Origin of the sequence: Fischerella sp. (genome assembly GCF_013388695.1) — a bacterium.
Taxonomy (GTDB): Bacteria; Cyanobacteriota; Cyanobacteriia; order Cyanobacteriales; family Nostocaceae; genus PCC9605.
The window spans coordinates 38,407-57,256 of record NZ_JACAEU010000025.1; the positions used below are offsets into that span (position 1 = coordinate 38,407).

The following is an 18,850-nucleotide window of genomic DNA, read 5'->3' on the forward strand; positions in this document are numbered from 1 at the left end:
TGATACTCCCCGAACTAGAAGTTTGGGGATTCTTGGCTCACCGAGCTGACTTGTCTAAACTTGTTGACAAGTCTATATCTGACTTTTCACGGGATGTGGAAAAGGGCGTTGCTGAATTTGGTCATGAATTATGTTTGTACACATTTTCGTAGAGACGTAGCAATGCTACGTCTCTACACACCCGTGAATTGTAAATTCATATTTTGATTCAGCAACCCCGGAAAAAGAAAACAATTTATTTTATGCAAGTAGATTACCTGATGCGGCGTGATGGAGAGCGATAACAAGCAACATCTAGTGTTCGCAGATTGTGTAATAATAAACCGATCGCATACACTATTACCATCTCAACCGTGCAATCAACCGATAATTTCGATGACCTAGCTGCTGCCCTACAACAGCCAGCAGATTTAGATTTTGAGCTACCCGATCCGGAAGATGAGGAAATTCCAGAGCAGGAATTTCAGCAGCAAGTCGAGATAGCTTGGCAAGTGTGCGATCGCTTTGATTTGCAAACGGAAATTTGGCGGGGGCGCATTTTACGAGCAGTTCGAGATCGAGAGAAAAAGGGCGGAGACGGACGCGGTACAGGATTTCTGAAATGGCTAAAAGAACGGGAACTCAGCAAAAGTCAGGCTTATGCCTGGATTCAATTAGCTAATAGTGCTGATACTCTCTTAGAAGAGGGAAAGTTAGAGCCAAGTGCCATCAAAAACTTCAGCAAACGGGCATTTGTAGAAACCGCCAAATCAGCACCGGAAGTGCAAGTGATGGTGAGCGAAGCAGCACAAAAAGGCGATCGCATCACCAGAAGGGAAGTACGTCAACTTACCGATGAATGGACAGCGATGTCTTCGGAGTTGTTACCCGAACCAGTCAAACAAAAAGCGGCAGAAAACGCCCTTCCTCCACGTTACATCGCGCCTCTAGTCAAAGAAATGGAAAAACTGCCAGAGTCGCACCAAAAATCCTTACAGAAGGAAATTGCCCAAAGTCCCGACGTCGATACCCTCAAACAGGTAACTTCAGAGGCACGTAGTCTCGCAAAATACCTCAAAGCAGCTGCTCAAGTCCAAGCGTTAAATGAAGAAGAAGTAGACATCGAAACTGCACTCATAGAAGCGCAAAGAGTCGGTTGTTTAAGCATTGCTGCTGACTTGGTAAATCAAGCATCCCAGCTAGAACAAACAATTGCCAAAATGTATATGACTTGGAAACGCATTAGCAATTTAGCAGATAGGCTATACGTAGATACCGGTGCAAGTACACCACAGCTGCGATCGCTCCTGAATTGCTTAGAACCCCTTGGCAGCGAAGTGATGGAATTGCAACTTGGTAGCGCAGGAGAACGCACCATTCGTCTGCAAATTCAGGAAACAAGTTGAATGGTTAGTAGTTAGTAGTTAGTAGTTAGTAGTTAGTAGTTAGTAGTTAGTAGTTAGTAGTTAGTAGTTAGTAGTTAGTAGTTAGTAGTTAGTAGTTAGTAGTTAGTAGTTAGTAGTTAGTGGTTAGTAGTTAGTAGTTAGTAGTTAGTAGTTAGTAGTTAGTAGTTAGTGGTTTAGTATTTATTCCACTCTCCCCCTCTCCCCATCTCCCCCACCTTCCCATCTTCCCACCTTCCCTCTAGGCAAGATCAAGGGCATGTTGCTTCAATTCATCTAAGGAAACGTATTCTAAAGCTGATGCATGGGTTGCTGACAAAACAACGGGTGGTGCAACTCCAGCATCTAGTGCTTCCTTCCAGCGAGAAGCGCACAAACACCAGCGATCGCCAGGCTTTAAGCCCGGAAAATCAAACATGGGAACGGGAGTACTCAAATCGTTTCCCCTTGACTTGGTGAATGTCAAGAACTCTTCAGTCAATTCTGCACAGACAAGGTGTGCGCCAAAATCACCTGCACCCGTATTACATGTTCCATCCCGATAAAAGCCTGTCATTGGTGAGGTGCAACAAATCTCTAGCGTTTCTCCGAGGACGTTCTTAGCCTGTGTCATGGCAAAAATTCGTGAATCAATTCCTTTCAAATAGTAGCTTCTTAACTGGGAAGTCGACTCTTAACTTTTGACCCTACCTCTATCAAGGCGTGAGTCTTGGAAATGAATTTTTCTTGGTGTCTTAGTGTCTTGGTGAGTCCACTTGCCGTCTTGGCGGTTCCCGTCACGATGGCAAAGTGGCGAACCCGAAGGGTGGTGAAAAAAGAATTATTGAAACACCAAGACACCAAGACACAAAGAGTCCTTACAGCAGTCAATTTAAGCAATTGATTTCGCGCAGCAAATCTCTTAGTAATCCTCTATCTCGAATCATGCTTAGATCGGGGTCATTCTTGAGCAGTTCTTGGAAGTTGCGATTGATGAGCAGGGCTGACTCAAGGCTTTCCATTGCGAGTGAGATATCCCCTATCCTAACTGCACAACAAGCGCAGTTATACCAAGCGTACTCATCGTCAGGTTTGAGATCAATGGCTTTTTGATAGCTTTTCAGTGCTTCTTCATAGCGTTCTAGATATCTGAAAGTATCCCCTAGCTTATAATGAGCCCAAAAATCGTCTGGATTGATAGCTTGGGCTTGGTCATAACTTGTAATTGCATCTTCGTAGCGTTTCAAATGTCTCTGGGCATCTCCACGACGCAACCATGCCCAGTAATCGTCTGGACGGATGGATAGGGCTTGATCGTAGTCGGAAATCGCATCTTCGTAGCGTTTTAAATGTCTATTGGCATCTGCGCGGCGAAAGTAAGACCAATAGTCATGCGGACGAATTGCCAAAGCTTGATTAAAACTGGCGATCGCTTCTTCAAACCGATCTAAATCTTCTAGCAAGATACAGCCTCGATTGTACCAGGCCCAGTAATCATGGGGGCGTACTGCTAAGGCACGATCAAAACTAGTAACTGCTGTCTCGTAGTCACCCAATTCTCTTAAGGCGCTACCTCGGTCATACCATATCCAGTATTCATCAGGGCAACTAGCTAAAGCTTTGTCGTAACATGAAATTGCTTCCGAGTAGCACTCTTGCCGTTCGAGTCGTTTACCCTGTCGATACCAGTATCCACTGTCATCTGTGACAAACCGTGGAGTATCTGCCTCAGCCCTTGCTGCTTGACTCATGATTTTTGCCCCAACCAAACAGTTACTACCGCTACAGACAAGTGCACTATATTATATTACTGCGTTGGGGCTTTGTTTTTAAGATTTTGTCAAATCACATCTTGTAGAACTCGGCGGGTATTTTGCCAAGCCCAAATACCTACGACAGAAACTACTACACTCATCCCCACCAGCACGCTTCGCAAACCTAAAGCATCTGTGATTGGGCCAGTAATTGCCAATGGTAGAGAAAGGGCAATATTGATGGCATGATTTTGAAACCCAAATACTTTACCAAGCATCGAAGGTGGTGTTTGGTGTTGAATTAAAGTTTGCATTGGCACACCAATGAGGGCGGCACCTATTCCTAGCACAGCACAAAGTCCTAGTGCTAATAGCAGTTGGTGAGTAAAAGTGAACACTCCTAAAACCACTGCCATCATCAAAAATCCAATCAAGGGTAAGGGTTTGTGATGTAATTTTTCAGCCCAGTTACCCAAGATCCCTGCTCCCGTTACCATTCCTACCCCTGCTGCTGCTAAGAAAAAGCCAAATTGTTTCTCTTTTAAGCCAAACTCCGCTGCTAATCGAATTGCCAAAACCATTAAGGCTGCAAACACGCAATATAAAGTCGTTAATTGCAGCATGGCATTCAACACCAAACGATTTTTCCTAAGATAGCGCAAACCTTGTTTGAACTCTGCCCAGGGATTGATTGTTACCTCACTATCACTGATAGTTGTGTTGTCTTTTAATTTAATCGGCTGCATTATGCCCGCGGAAGCCAGGTATAAAATTGTCACTACAAGCTCTTGACCGTAGTCTGGACCAAGCAAGTGTTTTGCCCAACTCAACATTGGCTCACCGATCGCAAACCCAACAATTAAAGCACCCATCATCGTGCTACTAAACAGGGCATTCGCTGCCATCAAATTCTCTCGCCGTACCAACAGTGGGATGGCTGCCTGTTCAGCTGGTGCAAAAAACTGCGTCACACTGGAGATAGCAAAAGTCATTATCAACAGGATCAGAAATTCCCGTGGTAAAAACGGTATCAACAGTGTCATTAGACCGCGTACCACATCCGAGCCAACCATGATCAGCTTTTTTGGAAAACGGTCTACAAAAACCCCTCCAGCAGAACCAAACAGAATGGCTGGTACTGTAAACGCCACCATCAAAGTTGAGTACATGGAGTTTTCTGCCAAACCAGGAGGGGGTGGGTAGTTTTCCAGTAGGGCTACCATCAAAACAAAGAAAACCTTATCCGCAAGCTGTGACAACAACTGCCCAATCCACAGCAGCATAAAGCCACGGTTTCTAAGCAGAACACCAAATCCGTTATTTACAGCAGCAGGTTCAGTTGGAAACATCAGAATATTTGGGGAATAGGGGATAGGGATGGGGGAATAGTAGGGGGAGAACCGGAGGTGGGGAGATGAGGAGATGGGGGAGTGGGGGAGTGGGGTAGTAGCATTGGCCATTAGAAATAACCAACCACCAACTACTACCTCATACCCTATCACCCCATCACAGCCTAGCTCTTTAATTCTCACTCCTGCTTAGCATTTCTATCTTCCGGATTAATTTTCTTTATAGCGTACTAAAAGCTGATACAAGAATTCAGACGCACTGAGGCGCTGTTGGGAGGGCGATTCCCCACCAGATAAGTCTACCCGCCAGCCTTGTACGGTTTGAGGCGATCGCCACATTTCTAAATGGTCGACTGCTGGGTCTGCATAAAAGTTATTTTCACCGCTACCAAGTATTTTGGAACTCCAGTGAGTGAAATAATCATGGCTCATCCGATGGATAGGAAAATTACCCCATAATGGTACTCCCCATCCATCTATGGCAATAAAAGCCTTGACACGGCCTCCCAACATTTGCCACGAACATGCAGCAGCGATCGCCCCAACTACACCAGCACTAAAGCAAATGAATATAACTGGCGATTTTAGCCGATCTCCTAAATGCTGGTGTAAAAAATGCAAAATGTGAAACGCTGATAAAGCCGAAAAACTTTCCGCTGGAAAAATAAGTATATTTACTGGATTTGAAAAAGATAAATTATCAACAACTACTTCTCTCCAAGCTGAGATGAAGTTTTCGGTTAACTCTGGTTCATGGATTCCAGGGCAAATAATAATGCTCATAAGTCGTTTGGTATCAGCAGCTGTCACACCCATATTAGTAGTAGACTTAAATGTCGTAAATATAACATTACTTATTTATTAATTTCAGAATAATTGCCGTTGTTAGCTAGTATAATAGGTATTTATATACACCGCCGCATGCTATGCATAACTCAATGTTACTACTTAGGTTTATCAACTCTGGCACAAATTGGGTAGTGGTTAGTAGTTAGTAGGTAGTGGTTAGTAGTTAGTAGTTAGTCATTATTCTCCCCCTCTCCCACTCTCTCCATCTCCCACTCTTCTATTCCCCATTTCCTTATTCATGCATTGTGATGTACGCAGTTAATAACTATTACTTAATATTTAGTCAATTCCAATTTTTAACTACCATTAAGAAAGCTGATTATTTGATATTTATTTGTCATCACTCTCAAGAAATAAAAAATATAATTTTACATAAGATTTAAGTGAACTGAAAGAATTTCTCCTCTTAGGAAGGTAATACCTCTCCCAACTCACCGGATATACCCTTGCTTCAAGGCTGCGTTCAAATATGTAACTTAACAAGCTGTAATTGAGAATTCGTAATTCGTAATTACTGTATTTTAATTACGAATTACGAATTACTTTTATATTTGGATTTATGCCCCAGTTGGCTCGGCATAGCCTTGCAAGTTCTCTGGCTCAAATTGCCGTAAAATCCGAGTTGCCTGACGGGTTAATTCTTCAGTACCTTTGACCACAATTAGGTATTTGCCTTCATTCAAACGATTGCGATAAGGTAGAGCATCCCCACTACCAACAGTTAAACCTACTCCACCGCCAACTAAATATGCACCGAAAGCACCAGCGGCGGCTCCTAAAAGTCCACCAATCAGATGATTGCCAAGGCTACCAATCGGAAATATTTCAATGCCTGTCAATAAATTGAAGACATAGCCAGCCACAAAACCAAATGGAATTAACCAAGTTGACAGGCGAGACGCTCCTTTTTTCGCTTGCAATTTGGGGTCTATTAACCCATACTCATCAGCACTTTTGTATCCTTGACCTAAGATGTCAATTTGATTGGTTGGTAAGCCTTCTTTTTCGAGGGCAGAGTAAGCTTCTTCTGCCTGTAATCTATCTGGTAGAACTGCAACAAGATAATTCATAATTCATGATACGAACGCGACTGTAATTTTGGAGCCAATCTATTCATTTGTTGACTTTGGCAACAGGTGAATCAAGAAGATATTTATTCAAAATAAGCACTATAATTATCAAAAACCTCAATCTTGAGAGGGAATATTAGTAATCGATACAAATTCAATATCAAAAAAATATGAGAGGGTATGATAATGACTGGGATACTTGAAATTCATTGAATGAACAAGATGAAAATACTATTCTTTGAGCATAGCTGTCTCCTGCCTTCTTCTTTTCCCAATAGGTTTCCCCTACGATAATTAATGACTACAATAAAATGAGACACTTTCTGGAGTTTTGGCAGTGGGCTTATTTGATGATTTGAGTAGGTTTCTGGAAAACCGTTTAGAAGAATTTTTGCGGAATAATCCGCACTTGGAGTTAGAAGCGTTGCTGGAACAGCTGCGCGAGCAAGAGGAAGACACATTAAAGCTGATTGCAGATTTACAATTACAAGAGAAGCGATCGCAAGAGGAAATTCTGTCCACTGCTCAAGAAATCCAAAAGTGGCATATTCGCGTCCAAAAGGCCAAAGATTCTGGTAGGCAAGATTTAGCGGCTGCGGCACAAGAACGAGAAGCCGCACTGTTGCGCCAAGGAAACCAGCTTTGGGGACACATGCAAGGGTTAAAAGAACGCATTTCCCAAGCACAAGATTTACTGCGGAAAGTTCAACAACGGCGACAGGAAGTACAAGCAAAAGCAGCTGAAGCACAAACAGCACGCGCTAAAGCACAAGCACAGCAGCGCATAGAAACTAGTGGTTGGTGGAATCAACCTAGTAGTTATTCCAGTGGGTACGATCCCTTAGAGGAAAAATTCCGCCGTTGGGAAACTGAGGCAGAGTTGGAAGAAATGAAGCGAAAAATGGGAAAGTAGGGGACTAGGGACTAGGGACTGGGGACTAGGGATTGGTTAGTAGTTAGTGGTTAGTAGTTTAACTAATAACTGACGATCAACAAACAACAATCAACAACCAACAACTAACAAATGACATTCCCAGTTTACTTTTACTTGGGTTCGTTGCGGATTCACCCGCATATTTTATTTGAATCTTTGGCTTATACTGTGGCGTTTCGTTTAGTATTGCGTAACGTCCGTAAAGATTCTATTACACCAGCACAGCGCACTTCTATTCTTGTTGGTGGAATGTTGGGTGCGCTTTGTGGTGCAAAGGTACTAGTTTTACTGCAACATATTGATTTGCTTTGGCAAAATTCACAGCTATTTCTATTACTATTACTCCAAGGAAAAACAGTAGTAGGAGCACTGTTAGGTGCAGTGATTGGGGTAGAAATTACGAAAAAATTTATTGGTGTCAGCCACTCTACTGGTGATGTATTTGTTTATCCATTAATTTTAGGAACAGTAATTGGTAGGATTGGTTGCTTTCTGACAGGATTGAGCGATCGCACTTACGGAATTGCTACAAAATTACCTTGGGGTGTAGATTTTGGCGATGGCATTCCTCGTCATCCCACCCAATTGTATGAAATTGTATTTTTAATTATACTAATGATATTTATACGGCTTCGCAGTCGCTATGAATACCAAGAAGGTGATTTATTTAAATTTTATTTAGTTTGTTATTTAAGCTTTCGATTTTTGATAGATTTTATAAAGCCGGATTTTCGTATTTTTTTGGGGATCAGTGCGATTCAAATTGCTTGTCTATGTGCTATTGTGTATTATCGCCGCACCATTGCTCAGATGTTCCAATTCAAATCATGAGGCATGGATCATAGTATCTTTTTAGACTTTTTATCCAGCCTAAAATTATTGTTTGTTGGCTACATTCCTGCTGTGATTTTGGGGATTATACTTGGAAGTTTTATTGGTATGAACCCCTTAGTTTATCAGATATGCAAACGGACACTGCAAATTCCGTATAGTATTCCTCCGATAGCCCTTCTACCACTAGCTTTAATATTGTTTCGAGAATTAGAAGTAGCAACAAGTCTTGTTGTTTTTTTTAGTGCTATTTGGCCGATAATTCTGAATACGGCTCAAGGTATGCGAAAATCTCGCATCCAAGGCAATAACATTCGTGTGGCAATTAATCATATATTTAGTGCTTTAAGGACTGGCATCTGGACAGCTTGGTTTACTGTCATTGCCACAGAAATGTTAACAGTAGGTAAAGGGTTGGGCTTTTTGATTTGGAATAGTTACAAATCTGGTAACTACAATGTCATCATTGAGAGTCTAATTTATATCGGCATAATCGGCTTTCTACTAGATCAACTACTAGATATTACAGGAAATATTCTTTCACAGTTTATTTCAGAGGAACGGAAAGAAATCTGACGTCTAAACTTAACTAATAATGTAGAGTGTGTGACGCGATCGCTAACACATATTTTCTGTTAATGGTGCTTTACTTGCCGTAACGCACCCTACTGGCGTGTCAAGGCTAAATTTGTGCATTAGATTTTTAACTTGTTTCGCCGCGCTGAAGCGCTTACTACGAACATTTTCTATTACACCATTTTAGGCTTGCCAGTCCACTACAATCTAATAGATATGAATTATGAATTATGAAATTTTGAGGATTCAGCATTTGTCATTCATAATTCTTACCTCTTTCCATTCTCTATCTCTTGAAAACATTAATCTTCTAAATCCACCTTATAAATAAATATAATTTTTCTTCACAACAAACAATCTACCCCCAACTAGCAAGGGGATAATTCACGTGTTAACGCACCCTGCCAAATTGAGTACTATCCATCAATTTGACCGACGCGGCGAATATTGAGAATATCACTCATTTTCTTAATTTGGACAAATATGTGTTCTAATTGAGAGCGATCGCGGATCTCGATCCCCAAATCAATCAACGCCGGTTGACCAAAAGAAGTTTTGACGTTAGCATGACGCACGTTAATGCCTTGGTCACTCAGCCGCGACAAAATATCCTTTAACACTCCCACCCGATCCAAAGCTTCAATTTGCACATTCACTGGATAACTCTGAGGACGACCAATGTTTTCTGCTGCTTGGTTCCAACTTACCGGCACAAGGCGATCGCACTCTACTTTCTCCAGGTTGTGACATCCTTGGCGATGGATAGATATTCCCTTACCGCGCGTGACAACACCGATAATTGCCTCACCAGGAATGGGAGTACAACACCCAGCCAGATGATACACTAACCCTTCTACCCCAACGATTGGCGAGTCAGATAAGCGCGAAGTCGTTGCCGGCCCTCCATCTCGCAACGCCGCCGCTGCTTTAGCTGTAGTTGGCAGATTTGGTGTAAATTCTGGTTCATGGACAGCAGGCTGTTGTGCTTTGATGATTTCTCGCCAACGGTTTAGCACCAAGTTCAGCGTTATTTCCCCGTAACCCAAAGCTGCGAGTAAATCTTCTGTTGAGTGGTAATTACACTTTTCTGCTACCGCCTGCATTGGTTCTGACTTCAGCAAACCTTCAAAACCCGTTTTACCCAATTCTTTTTCCAATAATTCCCGACCGCGAGCAATATTTTCTTCTCGGCGCGATCGCTTGTACCATTGCTTAATGCGGTTTTTCGCCGCACTAGTCCTGACAAAGTTCAACCAATCCAAGCTGGGATGGCTATTCTTTTGGGTAATAATCTCGACAATATCGCCATTTTGCAGCCGCGTAGATAGCGGTACCATTCTCCCATTCACCCGCGCACCCGCACAGTGATTTCCTACTTCTGTATGAATGCGATAGGCAAAATCTACTGTTGTAGAACCAGGACTTAAAGACACTAAATCTCCCTTGGGAGTGAAAACATAAACATCATCTTCAAAGAGATTATCTTTGATGCTTTCTAAATATTCCTGAGCATCTTTAAGATCATTTTGCCATTCCAATAACTGCCGCAACCAAGTGAATTTTTCATCAGACGCAGTTAGCCCAATGTGAGAACCTCCGGTTTCTTTGTACTTCCAGTGGGCTGCGATCCCATACTCGGCGATATGGTGCATTTCGAGAGTGCGAATTTGCACTTCTAAAGGACGACCCCAAGGCCCAATCACCCCTGTATGCAGAGACTGGTAACGGTTGGGCTTGGGTAAACCAATATAATCTTTAAATCTACCGGGGATCGGGCGAAATAAATCGTGAACTACCGCCAAAGCACGATAGCATTCCTCATTGGTCTGGACAATCACCCGCAGTGCTGCCAAATCGTAAATTTCGTGAAATTCTTTGTTTTGGCGCTGCATCTTTTGATAAATGCTATAAAGATGCTTGGGGCGACCGCTGATATCAAGACAGCGAATTCCTGCTTCTGCCATTCGCGATCGCAAAGTTTCAGCTACTTTCGTTAATCTTTCTTCCCGCGCCGTTCTTTTTTCCGAAACAAGCTGCTGAATTTGGCGAAAAGCTTCCGGTTCCAAATACTTAAACGCTAAATCTTCCAATTCCCACTTAAAACGCCAAATCCCCAAGCGATTAGCTAGGGGAGCGAAAATTTCCCTTGTTTCTAAAGCGGTGCGACGGCGTTTTTCTTCTGGCATGAATTCTAAAGTCCGCATATTATGCAAACGGTCTGCCAGTTTCACCACAATCACGCGGATATCTTGTGCCATTGCCAGAAACATACGCCGAAAGTTTTCCGCTTGACTTTCAGTTTTGCTTTTGAAGTTGATTTTTGAAAGCTTTGTTACACCTTCAACTAAACGTCTGACTTCTGAGCCAAAACGCTGTTCTATTTCTTCGATTGTAACATCTGTATCTTCGACTACATCATGTAAAAATCCAGCTGCTATCATAGCAGCACTGCCTCCTAAATCACGCAGCATCCCAGCTACAGCAACAGGATGGCAAATATAAGGTTCTCCTGATTTGCGGTACTGACCTTGATGCAGGTGATAGGCAAATTCAAATGCTCGGCAAATCAAATCTGTATCATAATACCTTCGGTCATCTTCACTTGCGGCACGATCTGGGGGCGGTGCGGACAAGCAATTTTGTAGCCATTCTGGAATGGTTATATCTACGGGGTGATTGACAATTGCGCTACTCATCATACAATATATCGGGGCTGTAGGTAATGGGTGGTTAAATGGGGGGTTAGATACAATCGACGACATTATCGTCATCAAAAGGACTATCTGCTGACATCTGGGAAGGGAAAGCGATGGCAGGATAATTGCTCAAACCAAAAGTCTGTGCAATTCAGCCAATTATAGATATCGAGCATAATGATCCTGGAAAGCGATTTATGATAAATTTAGCCCCAAATTATAATTTCCGGGGCAGCAACCTGAACAAAAGGTTAAAGAAGTATATTGTATATGAAAAATTTCTTGACATTAATAGTATCTCAATTAAGTACTGAATGTCTCTCAATCATCAGAAATATCACACCTTCGCAATACTCCTAGAGCAGTTCCGCTCTAATGTTGCGACTAAGCAAATGGATGCACACCAACTGCGGCAACATCTTTCATCATTACAGCAATTTTTTCAGCAACAGATTATACCTTTAGCTGAAGAAAAATCGCGGGAATTGTCCTATAGGACAGAGATGAACAAGCAATTGCGACTTTTGGAAATAGATGTGATGTTTTTCCAAGGGGCGCGACAAAGTGGGAGTGCTGTTTACAGACTCAAGACAATTAGCGATCGCCTGACGACTCTTATTCACTACTGTAACGCTATCCTAAAACCACCTGCACCAGAGACAGATGCAAAAGAGGAGTAGGAAGTGTTTTGCCAAAACTTGGGGATTGTCTGGATTGCGAATGTTGGTACACAATGAGACCTTGAAGATTTTTACTTGCGAGATTAGAGACTGTATTTAGAATCATAAAGGAAATTGACACTCTCACAGCTGCGACCAACTGCGACAGTCTTCGCTCATCTGTCTTCAAAAGCCGTAAGCTTTTAGTTTGTAGGCGTAGACGCCTGCACCCGTTCCTCCCACTTCTGGTAGAGTAGCATCGCTGTAGGGTACTCGCCCTTTCAGTTAGCCCTTGCTCAGGGTTAAGGCTACAATTCTCTCATGGATAACATGCTGGTGCGTTTATCCATTTGGGATATGTTTGTGTATACCCTGTTACAAAGTTACAAATGAAGCAATCTACAGATTGCTTCAAAAAGCTTTTATTTAGTTTTTTATGACTTGTAGAGACGCACCATCATGCGCCTCTACAGTTAAAAATGCATGAGCTTAGTTTCAGGAGGTTTTCGCTACCCTCACAAAACTATTTTTAGCTTCTTTAGGCTGCACTATTTCCAAAGAATTTTTACTTTACCACCGTGGTATTTCAACCAAGATTTTTCTATCATGGCACTTAAAAGCGCCTTGATAAAATCATCCCACAGCTACAAGAATGTGGACTTTTTGCTTCATTAGTTTTAACACTTTCTAAGTGTTGTTGGTTGTATGTTGTTGATTGTACCCTACGGGAAGCAACTTGCAAAAAGCTTTGAAGAGGACACGGGGACACGGGGAATATTTTTGATAATTTCTCCGCGTCACCGCGTCTCATTGTCTCCGCGTCAAGGGAAGTATCACCGTGTCTCACGATCTCCGCGTCTTCCTAGTCGCTACCTTTAGTTTGCTGCTCTAGATACTGACGCACTCCTTCGCTCATTTGTAGCAGATTGGGTTCAATCTTTTTACCAAGAAAATCCTCGACTATGTGCGCGATTTGCTTAGCAATGAATCGAGGTACCCCCTTAATTTGCTTGGGATCAATCGTGAGTTCGCCACGACTCTTAATTATGGTGGAATTACCATCAGCAATGAAGTGATTTTTTCCTGTACAGTTGACTGCTTCGCTAAAGGCATGAGTTTCGATTTGCCACGAGAGCGAAAATTCAGCCTCGTTCCAGGTATTGTATTCTGTCCACGAGAGCATATCTTCGCTAATTATAGCCCTTGCTGCCAGTGGAATTTCTCCACCTCCATGCCACTCATTGACGCTGTAAACTCGTCCATTCTCCTCGCGGCGAGATTTAACTTTGACGTAACGCACGTTTGGCATGTACGGAACAAGTTCAACTAGCTTGTCTCGGTAGGTGGCATAGACTAGAGAACACGGGAAAGAAATGCGCGTATCAGCAGAAATGAGCATTTGTCAATCTATTTTTAATTTTTGATTTTCAACTTTGGGTTTAACGCAGTTTCCAGAATGCAAATATTGCATATTTCAAACAAAACAATATTACTAGGAGTGCAGTATCCGCTGCTGAGGAGCCTTTATTCAACGGCAACAAAAACTTGCTGTTTGATGCGCGATCGCCATTAATTTAAAAACTTCCTCACTCTCCTGAATCACCAAATATATAATACTAGCTGGGCATACAAGTATTGATTAAATTTAAAAGCATTTAATAATTTTATAATATTTGATCGGCATTTTTATAAGTTTACGATCATCAAGTGATTTACATAAATTTTTGTAAGTCAGGATTGGGCTATAGTTATAAACAAATCACTAATTGAAAGTACTAATTAATAGGATTTTGGATTTGAAATTTTGGAGCCACTGCGGTGGACGGGTCTCCCGGCATAAAGCACTATGGGCTATGTAAATCCATCTGTTGCAATCATTTTTTAAATTGGTCTAATCTTAGACTCCGAGAAATTGAACAATCAGGAAATAAATTAGCAAACTCATTACGTCCTGGATGATTGTAGCAACAGGGCCAGAACCAAATGCTGGATCTTTGCCGATACTGTGGAGTAGCCAAGGAAAAAATAAACCAACACTGGTTGCAACACCCCCAGCAGTTACTATCGTTAGTGCCACAGCAAAAGCTAATTGCAGATTCGCAAATGCTGCAAGCACGAGTGGGAAGCTTAAACCACCGAGAACAAGCCCAATCAGCAGTCCAGTCCAAAGCTCTCCAGTCAGTAAACTCCGCAAAGAGGTATTATGGTTAAAAGATAAACCTCTGACAACAATTGCTTCCGTTTGCGTCCCAATCGCATCTGCAAGGTAGACGATCCCAGGCACAAAGAAGGAAACAAAAACACGAGCTTCGAGAGTACTTTCAAACCGAGAGACAACGAATGTAGCCAAGATACTGCCAAGCAGCCCAACAAACAGCCACGGTAAGCGATCGCTTGCTCGTCGCGTTGGTGGTGCTTCCAGGGCTTGGCGTGCCTGAGAATCTTCACCTCGAATACCAGTCAGTCGATGCAGATCCTCAATATGCTCTCGTCTTAAAATGGCAATTAAAGATTGGGCAGGAACAACTCCTAGAAAATAACCCTGTCTATCAACTACAGGAACATCTACCAATCTGTATGTAACTGCCAACCCTGCAACCTTTTCTTGATCGTCGTGAGGATGGGCTGTTGGTGGTTGCAAAGTCATGATTTCGCCTAGTTTTCGGTGTTGTGGCGCGGTTAATAAAGTTACGAGGCGAACTAGACCTTGCAGATGTCCATTTTTATCAACAATGTAGATAGCTTCGGCAGAATCAAATGTACTGCCAGCAAGACGAGCAACTACAGAACCGACAGTTTCAGAAGCTTGGGCAAGGGGAACATTTTGGACTAGGTGTTGGGCAGCAGTTTCCAAAAATGGAAGTATAGAAGCTGACATCTGCTTATTCCTTCCAGTTCAATTATTTTTTGGCGGTCGTTGTCTATTAAGTTTTGCAATTCTTTCCTTCAAAAAAGGATAGGCAAAATTCCCATCCCTCACAAAAAGTTATATTGTTTTGCAAATGTGCAATGCTGAATTCGACTATTAGCATGATTCTCCCTTCAGTCAATCAGCACTAGCTTCCACAGGTTCTGCCGATTTCATTCGTGCCTCACCAATTTCAGCCCTTGCTTCTGCGACAATGTCTTCCCAAGATTCACCAACTTCTGCGATCGCTCCTTTACTCTTTTCATAGAAAAGGATTCCGCCTTTCACAGCTGTCTTGACTATTGGCTTAGCAACACCAGCAATCACTGGTAAGAAAACAGGCAGAAGAACAACTCCTAAAATACCTGTTACACCAAGGTTTTCAGCTATATCTCCAACATCAGGTAAAATTTTTACACCCATAATATCTGTACCTCTCTTGTCTTAGCTTAATTTCATTTTATCGCGATTAAGTAGATGAAATGAGAAAAAAGTTAACTTATCTAGTTGAATATACCACCTGTTTTTCCTAAAATATATTGAAAATTTTCATCAATAATTTATAAAGATTATTGGATCGGCTTTTATTAAAATTTGTTGCTGTTACTGGTGTACCAGCAGCCCATAGTTTGTCATAAGCATCATAGACCTGTTCTTTGTGTCACTCTTGGACTGATAGATAAACTGTAACGTCATACAGAAACATAAAACCTCCTGTCAAAAGAAGGTTGTTTGTTTTTTATATTAAAATTATTGAAAAATATTAAATAACTTATTGAATAAATTTTAACGACAAAGCTATATCTCTACTTATCTTGTTTAGCTTCATCCAGTGCTTTTTGAATAGCTTTTCTCATGAATTCAGAAGAGTCAGGCTGACTTTTAACTTGGTTATACATTGACTCGGTAACTTTAACAGCAAGCAATTTATTAAATGGTTCTTCTCTATCGGTTTTAAAGCCGTGCTCTTTGATATCTGGATTACCGCGCTTATCTTTACTCACTTTACATTGCTTAATCTTGCTTGAACTAATTGGTTAACCTATTGAATAATAGTTAATTGGTAGCTATGGCATCCGTCAAGAGTTCATAGCTACCAGTCCCAATTAACAATGAGACAACTATATGATGACACGCAAAGAACTAGAAGCGCTATCGCTAGAAGATTTACGCGCGATGGCATCTCACTATGGAGTGCAACCATTAGGTAGCCACGGTAAACCTGAAGCTTGGATTAACGTACTCACTGCTTTTCCTTATCGCGCTATTGACCAGATGAGAGAGGGTATCGGCTTGCACTCACCTGGAATTGAGATTTACAAGCACATCACGGTAGCACTTGACATGATGGGAGAACCTACAGAAAGTCAGATGGGACTGCTTAGGTTAACTAAGGAGGAGGAATACTTTGATGATGAGCAGATGAGGTTTCATCAGGATAAGCTTTATAAGCTGTACAGAGTCAAAACGCTGCTGCATGAAGCGGTAAAGATTCTAGCTAGCTAAGTACAACATTTCGTAAGTTCGCGCGCGAAATTTTTGCACAAAGACTCTGCGCCCCTCTGCGGTTACTTTGCGCTCCTCTGCGTTTAAAAAGCTACGATTTTACGCAAAGCTGTACTAAGCTTAGGCGATCGCATTATTTCACCCTCCATCATTGGAGGGTTTTTTATTTATGACTTTATAAAACCTGTAGCGTGCGTTAGAGTAGCGCGTAACGTACCAAAATTCATGTTTTAGGTGCGTTAGGACGAATTGTCCTAACGCACCCTACATTATTATGTTTTTTAAGGTTGAGCTACATATCTGATTTAGTAGAAATTGAGAGATAGTAGGCTAAAAGGATTGATATTACGTGAGTATCTTATTTTCTATCGAACATTTGCGGGTTGCCTATCCTCATCGTAGTGGTGAAGAAGCCCAATGGGCAGTTGATGACGTATCTTTCCGCCTGCAACCAGGCGAAAGAATGGGATTAGTGGGAGAGTCGGGGTGTGGTAAGTCAACCTTGGGAAGGGCAGCGATGCGCTTGCTACCAGCGTCTACTCGCATTGAAGGACGGGTGACATTTCAAGGACAATCAGTGTTTGATTTGACACCAATCCAAATGCGGAAATTTCGAGGGGAGGCAGTAGCGCTGATCTTCCAAGATCCTATGACGCGCCTCGATCCGTTAATGACTATTGGCAACCACTGTATTGAAACACTCAAGGCGCACTCACCCCAGTTGTCAACACGAGAAGCCAAAGAAAAGGCGATCGCCATATTAGAAAAAGTTAAGATACCTGCTAATCGCTGGAATCAGTACCCGCACGAGTTTAGCGGTGGGATGCGGCAAAGAGTAGCCATTGCTTTGGCTTTATTGCTGCAACCCAAGATGATAGTTGCCGATGAACCCACCACCAGCTTAGATGTCACAGTCTCAGCGCAGATTTTGCAGGAACTAACGCGACTGTGTGCAGAAGAAAACATGGCACTGCTGTTGATTTCCCACGATTTGGCTATGGTGGCAGAATATTGCGATCGCATTGGCGTCATGTATGACGGCAAGATGGTGGAAATGGGTGCGACAGAATCTGTATTTAGGCATCCCCAGCACGAATACACGCGATCGCTCTTACAAGCAGCTTTGCATATTCAAAATGTAGAAGGAACTGAGGAAATTTCTTCCCAATCCCCAATCGCCGATCTCCGATCCCCAATTCTGCGCCTCCTCGAACTAAAACAGCACTACACCATCGAGCCTAATTTTGTTGAGCGATTGTTTAAAGGTCAAGGTCAGACAATAAAGGCAGTCGATGGCATCAATTTGGAACTTTATTCAGGAGAAATTTTAGGATTAGTCGGGGAATCTGGTTGCGGTAAGAGTACTTTATCGCGAACAATCTTGCAACTGATTCGTCCTAGCGCTGGCAAAGTCGAGTTTTTAGGAAGAGATATAACTAACCTATCTCGGCAAGAAATCCGCCAGCAACGGCGGCAAATGCAAATGGTATTTCAAGATCCCCATGCTTGCCTCAATCCAGCGATGACGGTAGGACAGAGTATCGCCGATCCGCTATTAATTCATCAGATCGCAACTCCTGAAGCAGCGAAACAACAGGTATTGTCGATGCTGGAGAAAGTGGGGTTAAAACCGCCAGAAGTTTATTATCAGCGCTATCCCTCAGATTTGTCAGGAGGACAGCAGCAACGAGTAGCCATTGCTCGTGCTTTAATTACTCATCCTAAACTTTTAATCTGCGATGAACCCGTGAGTATGTTAGACGCTAGCGTGCAGTCACAAGTCCTGGATTTGATGTTGGAGTTAAAAGAAGAGTTTGATTTAACGTATTTGTTTATCACCCACGATTTGTGGTTAGCGAGATTTTTGTGCGATCGCATTGCCGTGATGAACGGTGGCAAAATTGTCGAAATAGGCCCCACAAAAGAAATTTTTGCTAATCCTCAGCATCCTTACACTCAAACCCTGCTTGCTGCTGCACCTCTGCTGGCACGTGCTTGAGGAGTGGGGAGAGTATGGATTTGTTCTTAGCATGTCATCCGTGTTATCATGCTAATATGATAGTGTCATTCAAAGATAAAGCGACTGAAGACATTTTCGATGGGAACGACTCAAAAGACGCTCGAAAGAAGTGTCCCGTCAATCTTTGGGAAGTTGCACAAAGGAAATTAGACCAACTGAATGCAGCTTTTTCTTTGGATGACATGAAAGTGCCACCAGGCAATAGATTATATCAATTCCGGTTGCGTCAGAATGATAAAGGTTTTGTTTTTGGCCACCAGTGGAAACATGCGATCGCTTTAATCAAAGATGGCTGTTTGAGAAGAACTTGGCAACGTTGAAATAGAACTTGCTCTAA

At 42.3% G+C, this 18,850-nt stretch carries 18 protein-coding genes; 8 read left to right on the forward strand and 10 right to left on the reverse strand.

Annotated features, from left to right (window positions below; translation table 11 throughout):
• Positions 1 to 353 precede the first annotated feature (353 nt).
• A complete protein-coding gene (locus HXY43_RS04235; protein WP_026732373.1) occupies positions 354 to 1,385 on the forward strand; it encodes a hypothetical protein in 1,032 nt (343 codons plus the stop codon).
• Positions 1,386 to 1,623: 238 nt separating this feature from the next.
• Here HXY43_RS04235 and HXY43_RS04240 read toward each other — a convergent pair whose 3' ends face one another.
• The 5 genes from HXY43_RS04240 to HXY43_RS04260 form a co-directional block, all read right to left on the reverse strand.
• Positions 1,624 to 1,995: a DUF2237 domain-containing protein gene (locus tag HXY43_RS04240; protein WP_290880406.1), complete on the reverse strand. Its 372-nt coding sequence runs from the start codon at positions 1,993 to 1,995 to the stop codon at positions 1,624 to 1,626.
• 253 nt (positions 1,996 to 2,248) lie between these two features.
• Positions 2,249 to 3,112, reverse strand: coding sequence for a tetratricopeptide repeat protein (locus HXY43_RS04245; RefSeq protein WP_290880407.1), 864 nt, complete (start codon positions 3,110 to 3,112; stop codon positions 2,249 to 2,251).
• A gap of 89 nt (positions 3,113 to 3,201) precedes the next feature.
• Positions 3,202 to 4,464 (reverse strand): MFS transporter, encoded by a 1,263-nt coding sequence (locus tag HXY43_RS04250; protein ID WP_290880423.1) that lies wholly within the window; start codon positions 4,462 to 4,464, stop codon positions 3,202 to 3,204.
• A 210-nt stretch (positions 4,465 to 4,674) separates the two neighbouring features.
• A complete protein-coding gene (locus HXY43_RS04255) occupies positions 4,675 to 5,247 on the reverse strand; it encodes a hypothetical protein (protein WP_290880408.1) in 573 nt (190 codons plus the stop codon).
• 623 nt (positions 5,248 to 5,870) lie between these two features.
• Positions 5,871 to 6,383 carry a hypothetical protein gene (locus tag HXY43_RS04260; protein WP_290880409.1) on the reverse strand — a complete coding sequence of 171 codons (513 nt, stop codon included), beginning with the start codon at positions 6,381 to 6,383 and terminating at the stop codon, positions 5,871 to 5,873.
• A gap of 337 nt (positions 6,384 to 6,720) precedes the next feature.
• Between HXY43_RS04260 and HXY43_RS04265 the strand changes: the two genes are divergently transcribed.
• The 3 genes from HXY43_RS04265 to HXY43_RS04275 all read left to right on the forward strand — a co-directional run bounded on the left by HXY43_RS04265 (position 6,721) and on the right by HXY43_RS04275 (position 8,724).
• Positions 6,721 to 7,296 carry a TIGR04376 family protein gene (locus tag HXY43_RS04265; RefSeq protein ID WP_026732366.1) on the forward strand — a complete coding sequence of 192 codons (576 nt, stop codon included), beginning with the start codon at positions 6,721 to 6,723 and terminating at the stop codon, positions 7,294 to 7,296.
• A gap of 111 nt (positions 7,297 to 7,407) precedes the next feature.
• Positions 7,408 to 8,148 (forward strand): prolipoprotein diacylglyceryl transferase, encoded by a 741-nt coding sequence (locus tag HXY43_RS04270; RefSeq protein WP_290880410.1) that lies wholly within the window; start codon positions 7,408 to 7,410, stop codon positions 8,146 to 8,148.
• 3 nt (positions 8,149 to 8,151) lie between these two features.
• Entirely contained in the window at positions 8,152 to 8,724 is a 573-nt protein-coding gene (locus tag HXY43_RS04275; RefSeq protein WP_290880411.1) for a nitrate transporter, read from the forward strand.
• A gap of 416 nt (positions 8,725 to 9,140) precedes the next feature.
• Here the strand turns inward: HXY43_RS04275 and HXY43_RS04280 are convergent, their stop codons facing one another.
• Positions 9,141 to 11,420 carry a bifunctional (p)ppGpp synthetase/guanosine-3',5'-bis(diphosphate) 3'-pyrophosphohydrolase gene (locus HXY43_RS04280; RefSeq protein ID WP_290880424.1) on the reverse strand — a complete coding sequence of 760 codons (2,280 nt, stop codon included), beginning with the start codon at positions 11,418 to 11,420 and terminating at the stop codon, positions 9,141 to 9,143.
• Between the two features lie 314 nt (positions 11,421 to 11,734).
• Here HXY43_RS04280 and patD point away from each other — a divergent pair, with 314 nt between their 5' ends.
• The gene (gene patD / locus HXY43_RS04285) at positions 11,735 to 12,100 is read left to right on the forward strand and encodes a heterocyst frequency control protein PatD (RefSeq protein ID WP_290880412.1); all 366 of its coding nucleotides are present in this window, start codon (positions 11,735 to 11,737) and stop codon (positions 12,098 to 12,100) included.
• A gap of 841 nt (positions 12,101 to 12,941) precedes the next feature.
• Here patD and HXY43_RS04290 read toward each other — a convergent pair.
• The 4 genes from HXY43_RS04290 to HXY43_RS04305 all read right to left on the reverse strand — a co-directional run bounded on the left by HXY43_RS04290 (position 12,942) and on the right by HXY43_RS04305 (position 15,991).
• The gene (locus HXY43_RS04290) at positions 12,942 to 13,478 is read right to left on the reverse strand and encodes a hypothetical protein (protein ID WP_290880414.1); all 537 of its coding nucleotides are present in this window, start codon (positions 13,476 to 13,478) and stop codon (positions 12,942 to 12,944) included.
• A 498-nt stretch (positions 13,479 to 13,976) separates the two neighbouring features.
• Positions 13,977 to 14,957 (reverse strand): magnesium transporter, encoded by a 981-nt coding sequence (locus tag HXY43_RS04295; protein WP_290880415.1) that lies wholly within the window; start codon positions 14,955 to 14,957, stop codon positions 13,977 to 13,979.
• A gap of 168 nt (positions 14,958 to 15,125) precedes the next feature.
• Entirely contained in the window at positions 15,126 to 15,410 is a 285-nt protein-coding gene (locus HXY43_RS04300; protein ID WP_290880416.1) for a DUF5132 domain-containing protein, read from the reverse strand.
• Positions 15,411 to 15,793: 383 nt separating this feature from the next.
• Positions 15,794 to 15,991: a hypothetical protein gene (locus HXY43_RS04305; RefSeq protein WP_026732355.1), complete on the reverse strand. Its 198-nt coding sequence runs from the start codon at positions 15,989 to 15,991 to the stop codon at positions 15,794 to 15,796.
• Positions 15,992 to 16,112: 121 nt separating this feature from the next.
• On the opposite strand from HXY43_RS04305, the gene HXY43_RS04310 reads away from it, so the two are divergent.
• The 3 genes from HXY43_RS04310 to HXY43_RS04320 all read left to right on the forward strand — a co-directional run bounded on the left by HXY43_RS04310 (position 16,113) and on the right by HXY43_RS04320 (position 18,833).
• Complete coding sequence (locus HXY43_RS04310; protein WP_290880418.1) at positions 16,113 to 16,493, forward strand: hypothetical protein; 381 nt, start codon at positions 16,113 to 16,115, stop codon at positions 16,491 to 16,493.
• Between the two features lie 349 nt (positions 16,494 to 16,842).
• Complete coding sequence (locus HXY43_RS04315) at positions 16,843 to 18,492, forward strand: ABC transporter ATP-binding protein (protein WP_290880419.1); 1,650 nt, start codon at positions 16,843 to 16,845, stop codon at positions 18,490 to 18,492.
• A gap of 56 nt (positions 18,493 to 18,548) precedes the next feature.
• On the forward strand, positions 18,549 to 18,833 hold the full coding sequence (locus HXY43_RS04320; protein ID WP_290880421.1) for a plasmid maintenance system killer protein: 285 nt from the start codon (positions 18,549 to 18,551) through the stop codon (positions 18,831 to 18,833).
• The last annotated feature ends 17 nt before the right edge of the window (positions 18,834 to 18,850 follow it).

Bases quoted from the DNA above. Each gene is read 5' to 3' on its own strand.
- HXY43_RS04240 (WP_290880406.1), bottom strand. From the start codon at position 1,995: ATGACACAGGCTAAGAACGTCCTCGGAGAAACGCTAGAGATTTGTTGC.
- HXY43_RS04245 (WP_290880407.1), bottom strand. From the start codon at position 3,112: ATGAGTCAAGCAGCAAGGGCTGAGGCAGATACTCCACGGTTTGTCACA.
- HXY43_RS04250 (WP_290880423.1), bottom strand. From the start codon at position 4,464: ATGTTTCCAACTGAACCTGCTGCTGTAAATAACGGATTTGGTGTTCTG.
- HXY43_RS04255 (WP_290880408.1), bottom strand. From the start codon at position 5,247: ATGAGCATTATTATTTGCCCTGGAATCCATGAACCAGAGTTAACCGAA.
- HXY43_RS04260 (WP_290880409.1), bottom strand. From the start codon at position 6,383: ATGAATTATCTTGTTGCAGTTCTACCAGATAGATTACAGGCAGAAGAA.
- HXY43_RS04270 (WP_290880410.1), top strand. From the start codon at position 7,408: ATGACATTCCCAGTTTACTTTTACTTGGGTTCGTTGCGGATTCACCCG.
- HXY43_RS04275 (WP_290880411.1), top strand. From the start codon at position 8,152: ATGGATCATAGTATCTTTTTAGACTTTTTATCCAGCCTAAAATTATTG.
- HXY43_RS04280 (WP_290880424.1), bottom strand. From the start codon at position 11,420: ATGAGTAGCGCAATTGTCAATCACCCCGTAGATATAACCATTCCAGAA.
- patD (WP_290880412.1), top strand. From the start codon at position 11,735: ATGTCTCTCAATCATCAGAAATATCACACCTTCGCAATACTCCTAGAG.
- HXY43_RS04290 (WP_290880414.1), bottom strand. From the start codon at position 13,478: ATGCTCATTTCTGCTGATACGCGCATTTCTTTCCCGTGTTCTCTAGTC.
- HXY43_RS04295 (WP_290880415.1), bottom strand. From the start codon at position 14,957: ATGTCAGCTTCTATACTTCCATTTTTGGAAACTGCTGCCCAACACCTA.
- HXY43_RS04300 (WP_290880416.1), bottom strand. From the start codon at position 15,410: ATGGGTGTAAAAATTTTACCTGATGTTGGAGATATAGCTGAAAACCTT.
- HXY43_RS04310 (WP_290880418.1), top strand. From the start codon at position 16,113: ATGATGACACGCAAAGAACTAGAAGCGCTATCGCTAGAAGATTTACGC.
- HXY43_RS04320 (WP_290880421.1), top strand. From the start codon at position 18,549: ATGATAGTGTCATTCAAAGATAAAGCGACTGAAGACATTTTCGATGGG.